Source organism: Mycobacterium genavense ATCC 51234 (genome assembly GCF_000526915.1).
Taxonomy (GTDB): domain Bacteria; phylum Actinomycetota; class Actinomycetes; order Mycobacteriales; family Mycobacteriaceae; genus Mycobacterium; species Mycobacterium genavense.
The window spans coordinates 372,790-388,534 of record NZ_JAGZ01000004.1 but is presented as its reverse complement, the minus strand read 5'-3'; the positions used below and the strand labels follow the sequence as shown (position 1 = coordinate 388,534).

The 15,745-nt window shown below is 68.1% G+C and carries 14 protein-coding genes and 1 pseudogene; 10 read left to right on the top strand and 5 right to left on the bottom strand.

Annotated features, from left to right (window positions below; genetic code table 11):
* The first annotated feature begins 5 nt into the window (after nucleotides 1–5).
* From T428_RS0112165 to mscL, 4 genes and pseudogenes are all read left to right on the top strand, one after another.
* Complete coding sequence (locus tag T428_RS0112165; protein WP_025736692.1) at nucleotides 6–611, top strand: 5-formyltetrahydrofolate cyclo-ligase; 606 nt, start codon at nucleotides 6–8, stop codon at nucleotides 609–611.
* Nucleotides 612–684: 73 nt separating this feature from the next.
* A complete protein-coding gene (locus T428_RS0112160) occupies nucleotides 685–1,017 on the top strand; it encodes an FmdB family zinc ribbon protein (protein WP_025736691.1) in 333 nt (110 codons plus the stop codon).
* 66 nt (nucleotides 1,018–1,083) lie between these two features.
* A pseudogene (locus tag T428_RS27585) lies at nucleotides 1,084–1,763 on the top strand (SAF domain-containing protein).
* Nucleotides 1,764–1,827: 64 nt separating this feature from the next.
* Nucleotides 1,828–2,289: a large-conductance mechanosensitive channel protein MscL gene (gene mscL / locus T428_RS0112150; RefSeq protein WP_025736690.1), complete on the top strand. Its 462-nt coding sequence runs from the start codon at nucleotides 1,828–1,830 to the stop codon at nucleotides 2,287–2,289.
* A gap of 23 nt (nucleotides 2,290–2,312) precedes the next feature.
* Here mscL and T428_RS0112145 read toward each other — a convergent pair whose 3' ends face one another.
* The 5 genes from T428_RS0112145 to rpmF form a co-directional block, all read right to left on the bottom strand.
* On the bottom strand, nucleotides 2,313–2,873 hold the full coding sequence (locus T428_RS0112145) for a MogA/MoaB family molybdenum cofactor biosynthesis protein (RefSeq protein ID WP_036467839.1): 561 nt from the start codon (nucleotides 2,871–2,873) through the stop codon (nucleotides 2,313–2,315).
* The gene (locus T428_RS0112140; protein ID WP_025736688.1) at nucleotides 2,873–4,408 is read right to left on the bottom strand and encodes a S1C family serine protease; all 1,536 of its coding nucleotides are present in this window, start codon (nucleotides 4,406–4,408) and stop codon (nucleotides 2,873–2,875) included. The genes T428_RS0112145 and T428_RS0112140 overlap by 1 nt, the downstream gene beginning before the upstream one ends.
* 74 nt (nucleotides 4,409–4,482) lie before the next feature.
* Entirely contained in the window at nucleotides 4,483–6,042 is a 1,560-nt protein-coding gene (locus tag T428_RS0112135) for a HAMP domain-containing sensor histidine kinase (RefSeq protein ID WP_025736687.1), read from the bottom strand.
* The gene (gene mprA, locus T428_RS0112130; RefSeq protein ID WP_036467912.1) at nucleotides 6,042–6,725 is read right to left on the bottom strand and encodes a two-component system response regulator MprA; all 684 of its coding nucleotides are present in this window, start codon (nucleotides 6,723–6,725) and stop codon (nucleotides 6,042–6,044) included. Before mprA ends, T428_RS0112135 begins: the two co-directional genes overlap by 1 nt.
* Nucleotides 6,726–6,845: 120 nt before the next feature.
* Entirely contained in the window at nucleotides 6,846–7,019 is a 174-nt protein-coding gene (rpmF, locus tag T428_RS0112125) for a 50S ribosomal protein L32 (RefSeq protein WP_025736685.1), read from the bottom strand.
* Nucleotides 7,020–7,268: 249 nt separating this feature from the next.
* On the opposite strand from rpmF, the gene T428_RS0112120 reads away from it, so the two are divergent.
* From T428_RS0112120 to T428_RS0112095, 6 genes are read left to right on the top strand one after another with little or no spacing between them, the layout of a single operon-like run.
* Complete coding sequence (locus T428_RS0112120) at nucleotides 7,269–8,990, top strand: acyclic terpene utilization AtuA family protein (RefSeq protein ID WP_025736684.1); 1,722 nt, start codon at nucleotides 7,269–7,271, stop codon at nucleotides 8,988–8,990.
* On the top strand, nucleotides 8,987–10,135 hold the full coding sequence (locus T428_RS0112115) for an acyl-CoA dehydrogenase family protein (RefSeq protein ID WP_025736683.1): 1,149 nt from the start codon (nucleotides 8,987–8,989) through the stop codon (nucleotides 10,133–10,135). The genes T428_RS0112120 and T428_RS0112115 overlap by 4 nt, the downstream gene beginning before the upstream one ends.
* Nucleotides 10,136–10,194: 59 nt before the next feature.
* On the top strand, nucleotides 10,195–11,727 hold the full coding sequence (locus T428_RS0112110; RefSeq protein ID WP_211243948.1) for an acyl-CoA carboxylase subunit beta: 1,533 nt from the start codon (nucleotides 10,195–10,197) through the stop codon (nucleotides 11,725–11,727).
* 5 nt (nucleotides 11,728–11,732) lie between these two features.
* Nucleotides 11,733–13,706, top strand: a complete 1,974-nt coding sequence (locus T428_RS0112105) for an acetyl/propionyl/methylcrotonyl-CoA carboxylase subunit alpha (RefSeq protein WP_025736681.1) — start codon at nucleotides 11,733–11,735, stop codon at nucleotides 13,704–13,706.
* Entirely contained in the window at nucleotides 13,703–14,869 is a 1,167-nt protein-coding gene (locus tag T428_RS0112100; RefSeq protein WP_025736680.1) for an acyl-CoA dehydrogenase family protein, read from the top strand. Before T428_RS0112105 ends, T428_RS0112100 begins: the two co-directional genes overlap by 4 nt.
* Complete coding sequence (locus T428_RS0112095) at nucleotides 14,869–15,675, top strand: enoyl-CoA hydratase family protein (protein WP_025736679.1); 807 nt, start codon at nucleotides 14,869–14,871, stop codon at nucleotides 15,673–15,675. Before T428_RS0112100 ends, T428_RS0112095 begins: the two co-directional genes overlap by 1 nt.
* Nucleotides 15,676–15,745: the final 70 nt, after the last annotated feature.

Here is a 15,745-nt window from a genome sequence, read left to right as displayed (position 1 = left end):
GACGCATGACGACTCCGGCCAAGGCCGCCGTGCGCGAGCAAGTGCTGGCGGCCCGAAGTCTGGTTGGCGACGACGTTCGGGCCGCCGAGGCGCGCCTGCTCGACGAGCACCTCGCGCTCGCGGTGAGTGGCGGCATCACCGTCTGCGCCTACGTTCCGGTGGGCACCGAACCGGGCTCGGTCGCGATGCTCGACATGCTGCTGCGACACACGCGCCGGGTGCTGTTGCCCGTCGCGCGGACCACCGGCGACGGCACCCCGATGCGGCTGCGCTGGGCCGAGTACCGGCCGGGCGCACTCGTCCGCGGCCGTTGGGGGCTGCTCGAACCGCCCGAGCCCTGGCTGCCGGAGTCGGCGCTGGCCGAAGCCGAAATGGTGGTGGTCCCGGCGTTGGCCGTCGACCGCCGCGGCACCCGGCTGGGCCGGGGACTGGGCTACTACGACCGCTCGCTGGACGCCCGGAACCGGCACGCCCGGTTGATCGCGATGGTGCGCGACGAGGAGTTCGTCGAGGAGTTGCCGGCCGATCCGCACGACGTGCCGATGACCCACGTGATCACCCCGGGACGGGGTGTGCTGGCGCTGCCGGTCGACGGCGGGGCGCGGGAATGAGACGGATTTCATGGCTGTTTTAGCACTCGAGCACTGTAGAGTGCTAACAAGCTTATCTAACGGAGGTTCTTCAGTGCCGACCTACAGCTACGCGTGCACCGAATGCGACAACCGCTTTGACGTGGTGCAAGCCTTCACCGACGACACCCTGACCACTTGCGAGAAGTGCTCGGGCCGGCTGCGCAAACTGTTCAACTCCGTCGGCGTCGTGTTCAAGGGCAGCGGCTTCTACCGCACCGACAGCCGCGAGTCGGGCAAGAAATCGTCGAGCTCGAGCAACGGCTCCTCGACCAACGGCTCCAGCGAGAGCTCCAGCTCGAGCGAGAAATCCGCCTCCAGCGAGAAGTCCGGCTCGTCCGAGAAGTCGACGTCCAGCGAGAAGTCGACCGCGACCGCGTCCAGCTAGCGAGTTATCCACAACCGACATCGCCGACGGGGGCTTTCGGCAGCGCGTCGCGCTTACCGTTGCGGCGTGGGGGAACCGTCGCTGAATCCGGCACTGCTACACCGGATATCGGCGTCGCTGCGACCGGATTGGACCCGGACCGTGCTGGCCCGGCGGGTGATGGCAGGCGGGCTCGTCGTGTTGGCCGGGGTCGCGGCGGTGCGCTCGAATCCGGACGGCGATCGCGTCGACGTGGTGGTCGCCACCCGTGACCTGACTCCCGGCGCCGCGTTGACACAAGACGATGTTCGAGTCGAAAAGCGTTTGGCCACAACACTTCCGGACGGTTCACAAGCCGATCTGAGCGCCGTGGTCGGCTCGACGCTGGCCGGTCCGACGCGCCGCGGCGAGGTGCTCACCGATGTCCGCTTGCTGGGCAGTCGGCTGGCCGAGGCCGCGATTGCCGCGAAGGCCGGGCCGGGTGCGCGCATCGTGCCGCTGCATCTGGCCGACAGCGCGCTGATCGACCTCGTTCGCGTCGGCGACGTCGTCGACGTGCTGGCCGCGCCGCCTACCGACGCGCAGCCGGGCACCGCGGCGATCAGCAAGCTGTGGCCACCGATGCCGTCGTCGTCCTCGTGTCGCCCAAGCAGAAAGTCCAGGCCGCAGACGGTGACCGCGTAGTGTTAGTTGCGCTGCCGGCTCGCGTGGCGAACACGGTGGCAGGTTCGGTCCTGGGGCAGGCCGTGACCCTCACCCTGCACTGAGAGCCTGGCAGCCGTTCGCTACAGCACCCGCGGCAAACTGTGTCCAGCCCAGAAAGGACGTCGAATTCTCAAGGGGTTCAAGGAGTTTCTCGCGCGGGGCAATATCGTCGACCTGTCCGTCGCGGTGGTCATCGGTACCGCATTCACCGGACTGGTCACCAAGTTCACCGACAGCATCATCACGCCGTTGATCAACCGGGTCGGCGTCAACCAGAAGTCCGACGTCGGGATCCTGAAGATCGGTATCGGCGGCGGGCAGACCATCGACCTGAACGTTCTGGTGTCGGCCGCGATCAACTTCATCCTCGTCGCCGCGGTGGTGTACTTCCTGGTCGTGCTGCCCTACAACACTTTCCGCAAGCGCGGCGAGGTCGAGCAGGCCGACGACGCCCAGATCGTGCTGCTGACCGAGATCCGCGACCTGCTGGCACAGACCAACGGAGACGGCTCGTCGGGCCGCCACGGTGGGCCGGGCACCACGCCGCCGCCCGAGCACGGGCCGCGCGCGGACGCCGAGTCGCGGTAATACCACCGGCCGGTCGGGCGAGTTTAAATCTCGAGGCTCGACAACTGCCCGATGATCTGCGCGGCGAGGGGATTCAGCGTCGCCATGCCGTCGCGGACGGCGTAACGGGAACCGGCGAGGTTGACCACGAGCGTGCTTCCGGACACGCCGGCCAGACCCCGGGACAGTCCGGCGTCGATGATGCCCGCGGACAGCCCGGACGCGCGCACGGCCTCGGCGATGCCGAGGATTTCGCGGTCCAGAATCTCGCGCGTGGCCTCCGGGGTGACGTCGCGCGGGGTCACTCCGGTCCCGCCGACCGAGACCACCAGATCGACCCCGCCGATCACCGCGGTGTTGAGCGCGTTGCGGATCTCGACCTCGTCGGCGGCCACCGCCACCACACCGTCGACGACGAATCCCGCCTCGGTCAGCAGCTCGGTGACCAGCGGGCCGCTGTGGTCTTCTTCGTCCCCGTGGGCGGTGCGATCATCGACCACCACGACCAGCGCCCGGCCGACCACCAATTCCGCACCCGATTCCATGGGTGCAACCGTATATCCGAGCTCGGACAGTGACTCGTTCAGAGGCTCGTCGACTCTCATCACTGATCCGCCTTGCCGAGGGTGACCTGCACGGTCCGGCTGCCACCGCCGGGATCTTGGAACGTCAGCGATACCTTGTCGCCCGGCGCCTTGGACCGCACCGCGGCCACCAGGGCGTCGGCGCTGTTGATCGGGCGGTCGTCGACCTTGGTGACGACCACGTTCTTGGGCACCCCGGCATTCGAGGCCGCGCCACCCTGCACGACCTCGACGACCTTGGCCCCCGGCGTGCTCTTGTCACTGGTCACCTGCACGCCCAGCGAGGCATGTGAGGCCTTACCGGTGCTGATTAGCTCGTCGGCGATGCGCTTGGCCTGGTCGACCGGGATCGCGAACCCGAGCCCGATCGAACCGCTCTGGGCGTCGGGCGAGTCGCCGCCCAGCGTGGCGATCGCGGAGTTGATGCCGACCAGCTGGCCGTTCAGGTTGACCAGCGCCCCGCCGGAGTTACCCGGGTTGATCGCGGCGTCGGTCTGGATGGCGTCCAGCACCGTGTTCTGGTTGCCGGACTCACCGGTCGTCGACACCGGCCGGTTCAACGCGCTGATGATTCCGGTGGTCACCGTGCCGGACAAGCCCAGCGGGGATCCGATCGCCAGCACCGGCTGGCCGACCCGCACATCCGACGACGAGCCCATCGCGATGGGCGTCAGACCGGACACGCCCTGGACGCGGATGACGGCGATGTCACTGGTGGGATCGGCGCCCACCACCGTGAACGGTGCGGTGCGCCCGTCGAAGAAGGTCACCGTCGTTTTCGGTGCCGGACCACCCGGCCCCCCGGGCAACGGGCTGCCGGGCGGGGTGCTACCGGGTATCGGCGCGCTTGGCCCCTTGGGCCGGCCGGCGGCCGCGGCGATGACGTGGTTGTTGGTCAAGATCAGCCCGTCGGACGACAAGATGACGCCGGAGCCCTCTTCGGACGCGCGGCCAAGGTCGGTCTCCAGCATGACGACGCTGGGTACCACCTTTTGCGCGACCTGTTGGACGGTGCCGGGCGCCATGTTAGCCGCCGGCACGCCGGGCGTAGCCCCCGACGGTCCGCCGCTACTGCTGGAAGTCGTGGTGTGCGTGCCCAGTTCGACGACCGTTGCCGCGGCGCCACCGATACCCGCCGACACCACCGCGACCGCCAGCGCGCCGGCTACCAGCAGGCCCGCCCGGGATCGCTTCTCGGGCCGCGGGGGCCCCATCGGGGGCAGCATGCCGGGAACCGGACCCGACCCGGTGTCCCCGGGAATCGGACCCACTCCGGTGCCGGCCGGGATCGGACCCGCGCCCGTGCCCGGGATCCGGCCCGGCCCGGCGCCGCCGGTGACCGAACCCGCCCCGGTGTCCCCGAACGGCTCGTAGGGCCGCCGGTATTGCGACGTCTGCGACGGTTGCGACTGCTGCCCTTGTTGGTACCGCCAGTCGTACGGCTGGTTGTACGGTTGCTGATGCCCTTGGGCATACGCGGAACCTGCTGGCTGGTTAGGCGCGCTTGGGTATCCCGGTTGCTGCGGCGGTGGCGAATACCTCGGGTCATTCGTCATGTCGCTAAGTCGCTCTTCCTCTAATAGGGGTGCTGTCGAGCTCGACTTGGCTCGATTTCCAACACTAACTGCATCTACCTTGCGCGTGCGGACTGAGAGTCCACTGAGATAACGTTCGTCGATTCCCGAGAGTTCGCTGCGTCGCCCTCCATGGGAACCGCGGGGTCGGTCTTGGCCTCGTTGTCGACGTCAGCCCCGCCCTCGGTCCCGGCCGTCGGATACGTCGACACCGGCAGTGGCCGGCCGGGAAGTAGCACGTAGATCGATGTTCCCGGGGGATGGCCGCCCGAAACGGTGTCTTCGACGCGTAGCAGTCCGCCGTGATTGAGCACCACCTGCTTGACGATGGCCAACCCCAGACCCGAGCCCGGCAGGGCCCGCGCCGTCGTCGACCGGTAGAACCGCTCGAACACCAGGCGCCGTTCGTGCGGTGGGATACCCGGGCCCAAGTCCGAGACGATCAACTCGGCATGCGAGGGGTCGAGTTGGCGCATCCGGACACCGACGCGGCCGCCCGGCGGACTCCACTTGGCGGCGTTGTCCATCAGGTTCAGCACCGCCCGTGACAGCCCGGCATTGTCACCGTAGACCTGCCATGGAATCACGTCGACGTCGAAGTGAATGTCGTTGCGCCGCCGCCTGACTCGCTCCAGGCTGCGGTCGATGACCTCGGACATGTCGACCGGCTCGTGCACCACCTGGCCGGCGTCGTCGCGGGTGAGGTCCACCAAATCGCCTACCAGAGTGGACAATTCCTCGATCTGCGCCAGCACATCGGTACGCAGGTCGACCATCTCCTGCTCGGGAAGCCGTGGCGCCCCCGGTTCCATGGACGCCATCAGCAGTTCGACGTTGGTCCGCAGCGACGTCAGCGGGGTGCGCAATTCGTGTCCGGCGTCGGTGACCAGTCGGGCCTGCCGCTCCCGAGATTCGGCGAGTGCTCGCAGCATCAAGTTGAATGCCTCGGTGAGCCTTGCCAATTCGTCGCTACCGAACACCGGGATGGGCCGCAGGTCGTCGGTGCGCGCGACTCGTTCGGCCGCTTCGGTGAGCCGGGCCACCGGCCGCAGCCCTGCCCGGGTGACCATGCCACCGGCCACCGCGGCGACCGCGACCCCGATACCGCCGACGACCAGCAGCACCCAGCGCAGTTTGGTCATCACCGCCTCGGTGGGGCGCAGGCTCTTGGAGATCAGCAGCGAACTGCCGTTGGGCAGGTGGATCGCCAGGATGCGCTGATCGGCGGCGGTGCGGCGGGACATGAACAGGTCACCGCGGATGACCGCCTTCTCCGGCGCGTCGACCGGCAGCGTCTGGCCCGGCTGTTGGGCGGTGTAGATCGAGTGGCCCGGGTTCACCAGCATCGCGTTGACGTCCGAATATGCCGTGCCCTCAATGGCCTTCGCCGGGTCGGCGGCCAGCGAACCGCTGGCGATCAGCAGCTGCGCGCGGCTGTCCAGCTGATTGTCGATGTCGCTGTAGAGCGCGGCCGCGATCACCGCGTAGACGGCAAACGCCATCAGCACGACGACCATCGCCACCATCGACATCGCCAGCAACATCACCCGCCACCGCAGCGACAACGAACTGGGGGCTCGCAGTGGTGCGCGCCGACGTCGTTGGAACCGGATCATCAGGGTGGCGTCTCCCGAAGGACATAGCCCACACCCCGCACGGTGTGGATCAGGCGCGGCTCACCGTCGGCCTCGGTCTTGCGGCGCAGGTACCCCACGTAGACCTCCAGCGCGTTGCCCGAGGTGGGAAAGTCGAATCCCCACACCTCCTCGAGAATGCGGCTGCGGGTCAGCACCCGGCGCGGGTTGGCGATCAGCATCTCCAGCAGCGCGAACTCGGTGCGGGTCAGACTGATCCGGCGATGCCCGCGGGTGACCTCACGGGTCACCGGGTCCAGGGCCAGATCGGAGAACGTCATGGCGACCGACTCGGCGTCCTCGGGCTTGGTGCGGCGCAGCAGCGCCCGCATCCGGGCCAGCAGCTCTTCCAGGGCGAACGGCTTGGGCAGGTAGTCGTCCGCGCCGGCGTCCAGGCCGGCGACCCGCTCGGACACCGAATCGCGGGCGGTCAACACCAGGATCGGCAGGTCGTCGCCGGTGCTGCGCAGTTGCCGGCAGACTTCGAGACCGTCCAGCCGCGGCATCATGACGTCGAGCACGACGGCGTCGGGCCGGTCGCTGGAGATGATCTCCAGCGCCTCGACCCCGTCATGGGCTAACTCGACCGAGTAGCCGTTGAAGGAAAGCGACCTGCGCAGCGATTCGCGGACCGCGCGATCGTCATCGACGACAAGAATGCGCACGGCCACTAGTTTCGCCCTGGGGCCTGAGAGCGGGCTGAGAGGCGCGCCGCGTATTTGCCGAGATCTCTGTCGGACGACGATGTGGGCCGGCACGGCCCGCCGAGAAGTCGGACAATCCAGCTAGCGTCGGTCGAGATCGATCAGGCCCAGGCGCGCCGCCTTGAGCAGGCGACGCGGCACCTTGTGCTTCTGGCCGGCCACGGTCACACCGACAAGCTCGGTCTTGGTGGCCTTCCACTGCGAGCGGCGGCTACGGGTGTTCGAGCGCGACATCCTGCGCTTGGGTGTGGCCATGGTCGGGCCTTACTCCTCGGGTGGGGGCTTCGGGTCGTGCGTCGCTCGGCATGGCCCGGGACGGCCGACGGCGACGATTGCCCTCCAGAATAGTCGGTGACCTGCTGGCCGCCAAAATGGGCCGTGCGGCCTGCGCGGCTATGACGGCAGCGTCGAGACGGGCATCCTTGACGTGACACCGGCGGTACCCGCTAGCCTACCGGGTGGTTGGTTGGTGGAGCGCCGGTAATTTCCGAATGGAGGACGCCAATGGCCTCGGGTTCTAGCCGGTCCGGTGCTGTCCGGATCGCGAACTGCTCGGGGTTCTACGGCGACCGGCTGTCGGCCATGCGCGAGATGCTGACCGGCGGCTCGGGCGATCCGGTGGACTACCTCACCGGCGACTATCTGGCCGAGCTCACCATGCTGATCCTGGGCCGCGACCGGATGAAACACCCCGAGCGCGGCTACGCCAAGACCTTCCTGACCCAGCTCGAAGACTGCCTGGGCGAGGCCCGTGACCGCGGGGTGCGCATCGTCGCCAACGCCGGCGGACTCAACCCCGCCGGGCTGGCCGACGCGATCCGCGCCCTGGCCGAACGGCTGGGCGTGCCCGCCCGCGTCGCCCACGTCGAAGGCGACGACCTGACGCCGCGCGTGGCCGAACTCGGGCTGGGCACGCCGCTGACGGCCAACGCCTACCTGGGCGCCTGGGGCATCGTCGACTGCCTCAATGACGGAGCCGACGTCGTCGTCACCGGCCGGGTCACCGACGCGTCGGTGATCGTCGGGGCGGCGGCCGCGCACTTCGGCTGGGGCCGCACCGACTACGACGCGCTGGCCGGCGCGGTGGTCGCCGGGCACGTGATCGAATGCGGCGTGCAGGCCACCGGCGGCAACTACGCGTTCTTCACCGAAGTGGCCGACCTGTCCTACCCGGGCTTCCCGCTGGCCGAGGTCAACGCCGACGGATCGTCGGTGATCACCAAGCACCCCGGCACCGGCGGGCTGGTCAGCGTCGACACCGTCACCGCGCAGCTGCTCTACGAGATCACCGGCGCCCGGTACGCCAACCCGGATGTCACGGCGCGGATGGACTCCGTCGAGCTGTCGACCGACGGGCCCGACCGGGTGCGGATTAGTGGCGTGGTCGGCGAACCGCCACCGCCCACGCTGAATATTTCGCTGAACAGCATCGGCGGCTTCCGCAACGCGATGACCTTCGTGCTGACCGGGCTGGACATCGAGGCCAAGGCCGAGCTGGTGCGCCGCCAACTCGAAGCCGGGCTCACCGTCAAACCCGCGGAGCTGCAGTGGTCGCTGGCCCGCACCGATCACCCCGACGCCGACACCGAGGAGGCGGCCAGCGCGCTGCTGCACTGCGTGGTCCGCGACCCCGACCCCGCCAATGTCGGGCGCCAATTCTCTTCGGCAGCAGTCGAATTGGCGCTCGCCAGTTACCCCGGATTCCACGTCACCGCCCCGCCTGGTGACGGTCAGGTTTACGGTGTCTTCACCGCCGGCTACGTCGATGCCGCCATCGTGCCGCACGTCGCGGTGCACAGCGACGGCACCCGCGTCGACATCCCTTGTGCCACCGATACTTTGGAACTCAGGGACGCTGCCACACCGGCATTGCCGGAACCGCTGCCCGACGGCCCGACCCGGCGCGCACCCCTGGGGCGCATCGCCGGCGCCCGCAGCGGCGACAAGGGCGGCTCGGCCAACGTCGGAGTCTGGGTACGCACCGAGTACCAATGGCGTTGGCTGGCCAACACATTGACCGTCGAACTCCTCAAAGAGCTGCTGCCCGAAGCGGCGGACTGCGACGTCACCCGTCACGTACTGCCCAACCTGCGCGCGGTGAACTTCGTGATCGACGGCATCCTCGGCCAGGGCGTCGCCTACCAAGCACGGTTCGATCCACAGGCCAAGGGGCTGGGCGAATGGCTGCGCAGCCGCCACGTCGACATCCCGGAAAGCCTGCTATGAGTATTTGGACCACCCCGGAACGCGGGCAACTGCGAAAGACGGTGCGCGCGTTCACCGAACGCGAGATCCTGCCGCACGTCGACGAGTGGGAACGCACCGGCGATCTGCCGCGCGAGTTGCATCGGCGAGCGGGGGCGGCCGGGCTGCTGGGCGCGGGACTGCCCGAAGCGGTCGGCGGCGGTGGCGGCGACGGCGCCGACTCGGTGCTCATCTGCGAGGAGTTTCATCAGGCCGGCGGGCCGGGCGGCGTCTTCGCGTCGTTGTTGACCTGTGGCATCGCGGTTCCCCACATGATCGCCTGCGGCGACCGGCGGCTGATCGACGAGTTCGTCCGGCCGACGCTGGCCGGCGAGAAGATCGGATCGCTGGCCATCACCGAACCCGGCAGCGGTTCGGACGTCGGACATTTACGGACGTCCGCGGTCCGCGACGGCGACCACTATGTGGTCAACGGCGCCAAGACCTACATCACCTCCGGCGTCCGCGCCGACTACGTCGTCACCGCGGTGCGCACCGGAGGCCCCGGCGCGGCGGGGGTTTCGCTGCTGGTGGTGGACAAGAGCACGCCCGGCTTCGAGGTGAGCCGCAAGCTGGACAAGATGGGCTGGCGCTCGTCGGACACCGCCGAGCTGTCCTACACCGACACAAGAGTGCCGGTGGCCAACCTGGTCGGCGCCGAGAACAGCGGATTCGCTCAGATCGCGCAGGCGTTCGTCTCCGAGCGGATCGGGCTTGCCGCACAAGCGTATTCGAGTGCGCAGCGATGCCTGGACATCACCGCGGCGTGGTGCCGTGACCGCGAGACCTTTGGCCGCCCCCTGATTTCCCGCCAGTCGGTGCAGAACACCCTGGCCGAGATGGCCCGGCGCATCGACGTCGCGCGGGTTTATTCGCGCAGCGTGGTGGAACGCCAGCTCGCCGGTGAAACGAATCTGATCCCGCAGGTGTGCTTCGCCAAGAACACTGCCGTCGAGGCCGGCGAATGGGTGGCCAATCAAGCCGTTCAGCTTTTCGGCGGCATGTGCTACATGACCGAATCCGAAGTCGAACGCCAATATCGGGACATGCGAATCCTCGGCATCGGCGGCGGTACCACCGAAATCCTGACCGCGCTGTCCGCCAAACTCTTGGGGTATCAATCGTGACGGTATTGCAGTCCACCCTCGACCCGAAGGCATCCAGCTACGCCGACGCGGCCGAAACCATGATCGCCAAGCTCGCCGAGATCGACGCCGAGCACGGCAAGGCGCTGGCCGGCGGCGGCGCGAAATACACCGAGCGCCACCACACCCGCGGCAAATTCACCGCACGTGAGCGCATCGAACTGCTGCTGGACCCGGACTCGCCGTTCCTCGAGCTGAGCCCGCTGGCCGCCTACGGCAGTTCCTTCACCCTGGGCGCGAGCGTGGTGGTGGGCATCGGCGCCGTCGAGGGCGTGGAGTGCCTGATCGTCGCCAACGACCCGACGGTCAAGGGCGGCACCAGCAATCCGTGGACGCTGAAAAAGATATTGCGGGCCAACCAGATTGCGCTGCAGAACCGGCTGCCGGTGATCTCGCTGGTAGAATCCGGTGGCGCGGACCTGCCCACCCAGAAGGAGATCTTCGTCCCCGGTGGGCAGATGTTCCGCGATCTGACCCGGCTGTCGGCGGCGGGCATTCCGACGATCGCGCTGGTCTTCGGTAACTCCACGGCCGGCGGTGCCTACATCCCGGGCATGTCCGATCACGTCGTGATGATCAAGGAACGCTCCAAGGTGTTTTTGGCCGGTCCCCCGCTGGTGAAGATGGCCACCGGCGAGGAATCCGACGACGAATCGCTCGGCGGCGCCGAAATGCACGCCCGCACTTCGGGTCTGGCCGACTACTTCGCCGTCGACGAGCTCGACGCGATCCGCATCGGGTGCCGCGTGGTGGCCCGGCTGAACTGGCGCAAGCTCGGGCCCGCGCCGCGGCCGGTGACCGAGCCGCTGTTCGACGCCGAGGAGCTGATCGGCATCGTGCCCTCGGATCTGCGCATCCCGTTCGACCCGCGCGACGTGATCGCGCGCATCGTCGACGGCTCCGAATTCGACGAGTTCAAGCCGATGTACGGGTCGTCGCTGGTGACGGGCTGGGCGACGCTGTGCGGCTACCCGATCGGCATTCTGGCCAACCACCGCGGTGTGCTGTTCAGCGAGGAGTCGCAGAAGGCGACCCAATTCATCCAGCTGGCCAACCGCTACGACACGCCACTGTTGTTCTTGCACAACACCACCGGATACATGGTCGGCAAGGACTACGAGGAAGGCGGCATGATCAAACACGGATCGATGATGATCAACGCCGTGTCCAATTCGACCGTCCCGCACATCTCGTTACTGATCGGCGCGTCCTACGGCGCCGGCCACTACGGGATGTGCGGACGCGCCTACGATCCCCGATTCCTGTTCGCCTGGCCCAGCGCCAAATCCGCGGTGATGGGCGGTGTCCAGCTGGCCGGCGTGCTGTCGATCGTGGCCCGCGCGGCCGCCGAGGCCCGCGGTCAGCAGGTCGACAAGGACGCCGACGCCGCGATGCGCGCCGCCGTCGAGGGCCAGATCGAGGCCGAGTCGCTGCCGATGGTCTTGTCCGGGATGTTGTACGACGACGGGGTGATCGATCCCCGCGATACCCGCACGGTATTGGGAATGTGTCTGTCCGCCATCGCGAATGCACCGATCAAGGGGACGTCGAACTTCGGCGTCTTCCGGATGTGAGCCCGATGCTTACTCGAGTACTGGTTGCCAACCGCGGCGAGATCGCCCGCCGGGTCTTCGCCACCTGCCGCCGCCTCGGCCTGGGCACCGTCGCGGTCCACACCGACCCGGACGCCGCGGCACCCTATGTCGCCGAGGCCGACGCGCGGGTCCGCTTGCCCAACACCAACGACTATCTCAATGCCGAGGCTTTGATAGCCGCCGCCCGCGCCGCCGGCGCCGACGCCATCCATCCCGGCTACGGATTTCTCTCGGAGAACGCCGACTTCGCGGCGGCGGTCCAGGACGCGGGCCTGACCTGGATCGGTCCGCCGGAGGACGCGGTGCGGGCGATGGGCTCCAAGATCGAGTCCAAGAAGCTGATGGCATCGGCCGGGGTGCCGGTGCTCGACGAACTGGACCCCGATTCGGTCACGCAGGCGTCGCTGCCGGTGCTGGTCAAGGCGTCCGCCGGTGGCGGCGGCCGCGGCATGCGAGTGGTCCGCGAGTTGTCAGCTCTGACAAGCGAAGTCGCCGCGGCCCGGCGCGAAACGCAGTCCGCCTTCGGCGACCCGACCGTGTTCTGCGAGCGCTACCTGCCCACCGGCCACCACGTAGAGGTTCAGGTGCTTGCCGACAACCACGGCACGGTATGGGCGGTCGGCGAGCGGGAATGCTCCATTCAGCGGCGCCACCAGAAGATCATCGAAGAGGCTCCGTCGCCGTTGGTGGAGCGCATTCCGGGCATGCGGGCCAAGTTGTTCGACGCCGCCCGGCTGGCCGCCAGCGCGATCGGCTATGCCGGCGCCGGCACCGTGGAGTTCCTCGCCGACGGCGACGGCGAGTTCTTCTTCCTCGAGATGAACACCCGGCTGCAGGTCGAACACCCGGTCACCGAAGAGACCACCGGGATCGACCTCGTCGAACTGCAGCTCGCCGTGGCCGACGGCGTGCGTCTCGGTGTCGAACCTCCGGCGGCCCAGGGCCATTCGATCGAAGCCCGGCTCTATGCCGAAGATCCCGCGCGCGGCTGGCAACCGCAGGCCGGCCCGGTGCACACCTTTGACGTGCCGGGCACCCGGACCGAGTTCAGTTCGCTGGGACAGCGCACCGGAATCCGGTTGGACTCCGGCATTGTCGACGGATCGATCGTCTCGATCCACTACGACCCGATGCTGGCCAAGGTCATCTCGTACGCACCCACCCGCCGGCAATCCGCGCTGGTGTTGGCCGACGCGTTGGCCCGAACCCGACTGCACGGCCTGCGCACCAACCGCGAGCTGTTGGTGAACGTGCTGCGGCATCCGGATTTTCTCGACGGTGCCACCGACACCGCGTTTTTCGACACACATGGCCTGGACCGGCTGTCGGCACCGCTCGGCGACCAGAGCGTGGTCCGCTTGTCGGCGATCGCCGCCGCGCTCGCCGAGGCCGCGCACAATCGCGGGTCCGCCACCGTTTACGGCTCGCTGCCCAGCGGCTGGCGCAACCTGGCCTCGGGCTTCCAGGTCAAGACGTACCGCGATGACCAGGACAACGAGCACCGGGTCGAATACCGGTTCACCAGAACCGGATTGGTGCTTGCCAGCGACGAGCCGGTGCAGCTGGTCTCGTCGACGCCCGACGAGGTGGTGCTGGCCGACGCCAACGGGGTGGCCTGCCGCTTCGCGGTCGCCCGCTACGGCTCCGACGTCTACGTCGACTCGCCGCGTGGGCCCGTGCACTTGCACGCGCTGCCCCGGTTCCCCGAGCCCGGATCGTCGGTCGAGAAGAGATCGCTGGTCGCGCCCATGCCCGGCAACGTGATTCGGCTGGGTGCCGCGGCGGGTGACACGGTGACGGCGGGCCAACCGCTAATCTGGCTGGAGGCCATGAAGATGGAGCACACCATCACCGCGCCGGCCGACGGGGTTCTCGCCGAACTCAACGTCGCGCCCGGCCAACAAGTCGAAGTCGGTGCCGTCCTGGCCCGTGTCGAATCAGAAGGAGATCCACAGTGACCGATACCAGCTTCATCGAAAGCGAGGAACGGCGGGCGCTGCGTAAGTCGGTGGCAGCGTGGGCGTCCAACTACGGCAGTGAGTACTACCTGGAAAAGGCCCGCACACACCAGCACACCGACGAATTGTGGTCCGAGGCAGGTAAACTCGGCTTTCTCGGCGTCAACCTGCCGGAGGAATACGGCGGCGGTGGCGCCGGAATGTACGAGCTGTCGCTGGTCATGGAGGAAATGGCCGCCGCGGGCAGCGCGCTGCTGCTGATAGTGGTTTCGCCCGCGATCAACGGCACCATCATCAGCAAGTTCGGCACCGACGAGCAGAAGAAGCGCTGGATCCCGTCCATCGCCGACGGCACGTTGACGATGGCGTTCGCGATCACCGAGCCCGACGCCGGTTCCAACTCGCACAAGATCATCACGACGGCGCGCCGCGACGGCAGCGACTGGATTCTCAAGGGCCAGAAGGTCTTCATCTCCGGCATCGATCAGGCGCAGGCCGTGCTGGTGGTGGCTCGCAGCGAGGAGGCGAAGACCGGCAAGCTGCGACCGGCACTGTTCGTGGTGCCCACCGACTCCCCCGGCTTCACCTACACGCCGATCGAGATGGAACTGATCAGCCCCGAGCGTCAGTTCCAGGTTTTCCTGGACGACGTTCGGCTGCCCGCCGACGCCTTGGTCGGGGCCGAAGACGCCGCGATCGCACAGCTTTTCGCGGGCCTGAACCCCGAACGGATCATGGGCGCGGCCAGCTCGGTCGGCATGGGCCGCTTCGCACTGGAAAAGGCCGCCGACTACGTCAAGACCCGCCAGGTGTGGGGAACGCCGATCGGTGCCCACCAGGGGCTGTCACATCCGTTGGCGCAGTGCCACATTGAGGTGGAGCTCGCCAAACTGATGATGCAGAAGGCGGCCACACTCTACGACAGCGGCGACGACGCGGGCGCGGCGGAGGCCGCCAACATGGCCAAATACGCTGCGGCCGAGGCCGCTAACCGTTCGGTGGATCAGGCCGTGCAGTCGATGGGCGGCAACGGGCTGACCAAGGAGTACGGTGTGGCCGCGATGCTCACCTCGGCCCGGCTGGGGCGCATCGCGCCGGTCAGCCGCGAGATGGTGCTCAACTTCGTCGCGCAGACGTCCCTGGGCCTGCCTCGAAGCTACTGATGGACGCAGTCGTCGAATACTCCGTCTCGGGGCCGTCGGCCTGCCTGACGCTGAACTCGCCGCACAACCGCAATGCGCTGTCGGCCACGCTGGTCGCCCAGTTACACCAGGGCCTGCGCGCCGCGGCGGAGGATCCGGCGGTGCGGGTGGTGGTGCTCGGACACACCGGTGGCACGTTCTGCGCTGGAGCAGATCTCTCGGAGAATTCTGCGGCCGGCGGCGGGGACCCGTTCGACCTGGCCGCGGCGCGGGCCAAGGAGATGACCGCATTGCTGCGCACCATCGTCTCCTCGCCGCTGCCGGTCATCGCCGCCGTCGACGGCCACGTCCGCGCGGGCGGGTTCGGCTTGGTGAGCGCCTGCGACATCGCCGTGGCCGGGCCGCGCAGCACCTTCGCGCTGACCGAGGCGCGCATCGGCGTCGCCCCGTCGATCATCTCGCTGACCCTGCTGCCGAAGCTGTCGCCGCGAGCGGCCGCCCGCTACTACCTCACCGGCGAGACGTTCGATGCCGCCGTGGCCGCGGAGATCGGGTTGGTCACGATCGCCACCGACGACGTGGAGGCCGCGGTGGCCGAACTGGTCGCCGATATCGGCCGTGGGTCGCCCCAGGGCCTGGCGGCATCAAAGGCATTGACAACGGCGGCCGTGCTCGAAGGATTCGACCGCGATGCCGAACGGCTCGCCGAGGAATCCGCCCGGCTGTTCGTCTCCGACGAAGCGCGCGAAGGCATGCTCGCATTCCTGCAAAAACGTCCACCGAGTTGGGCCCCGCCCGCCGCTGTCGACGATGCCGGACGCAATTAGGCATGCGTAGGAGGATGGTTGCGATTTAGCCAACCCTCTTGCAGCAAGTCCCCGACGTCGTACGCTCGTG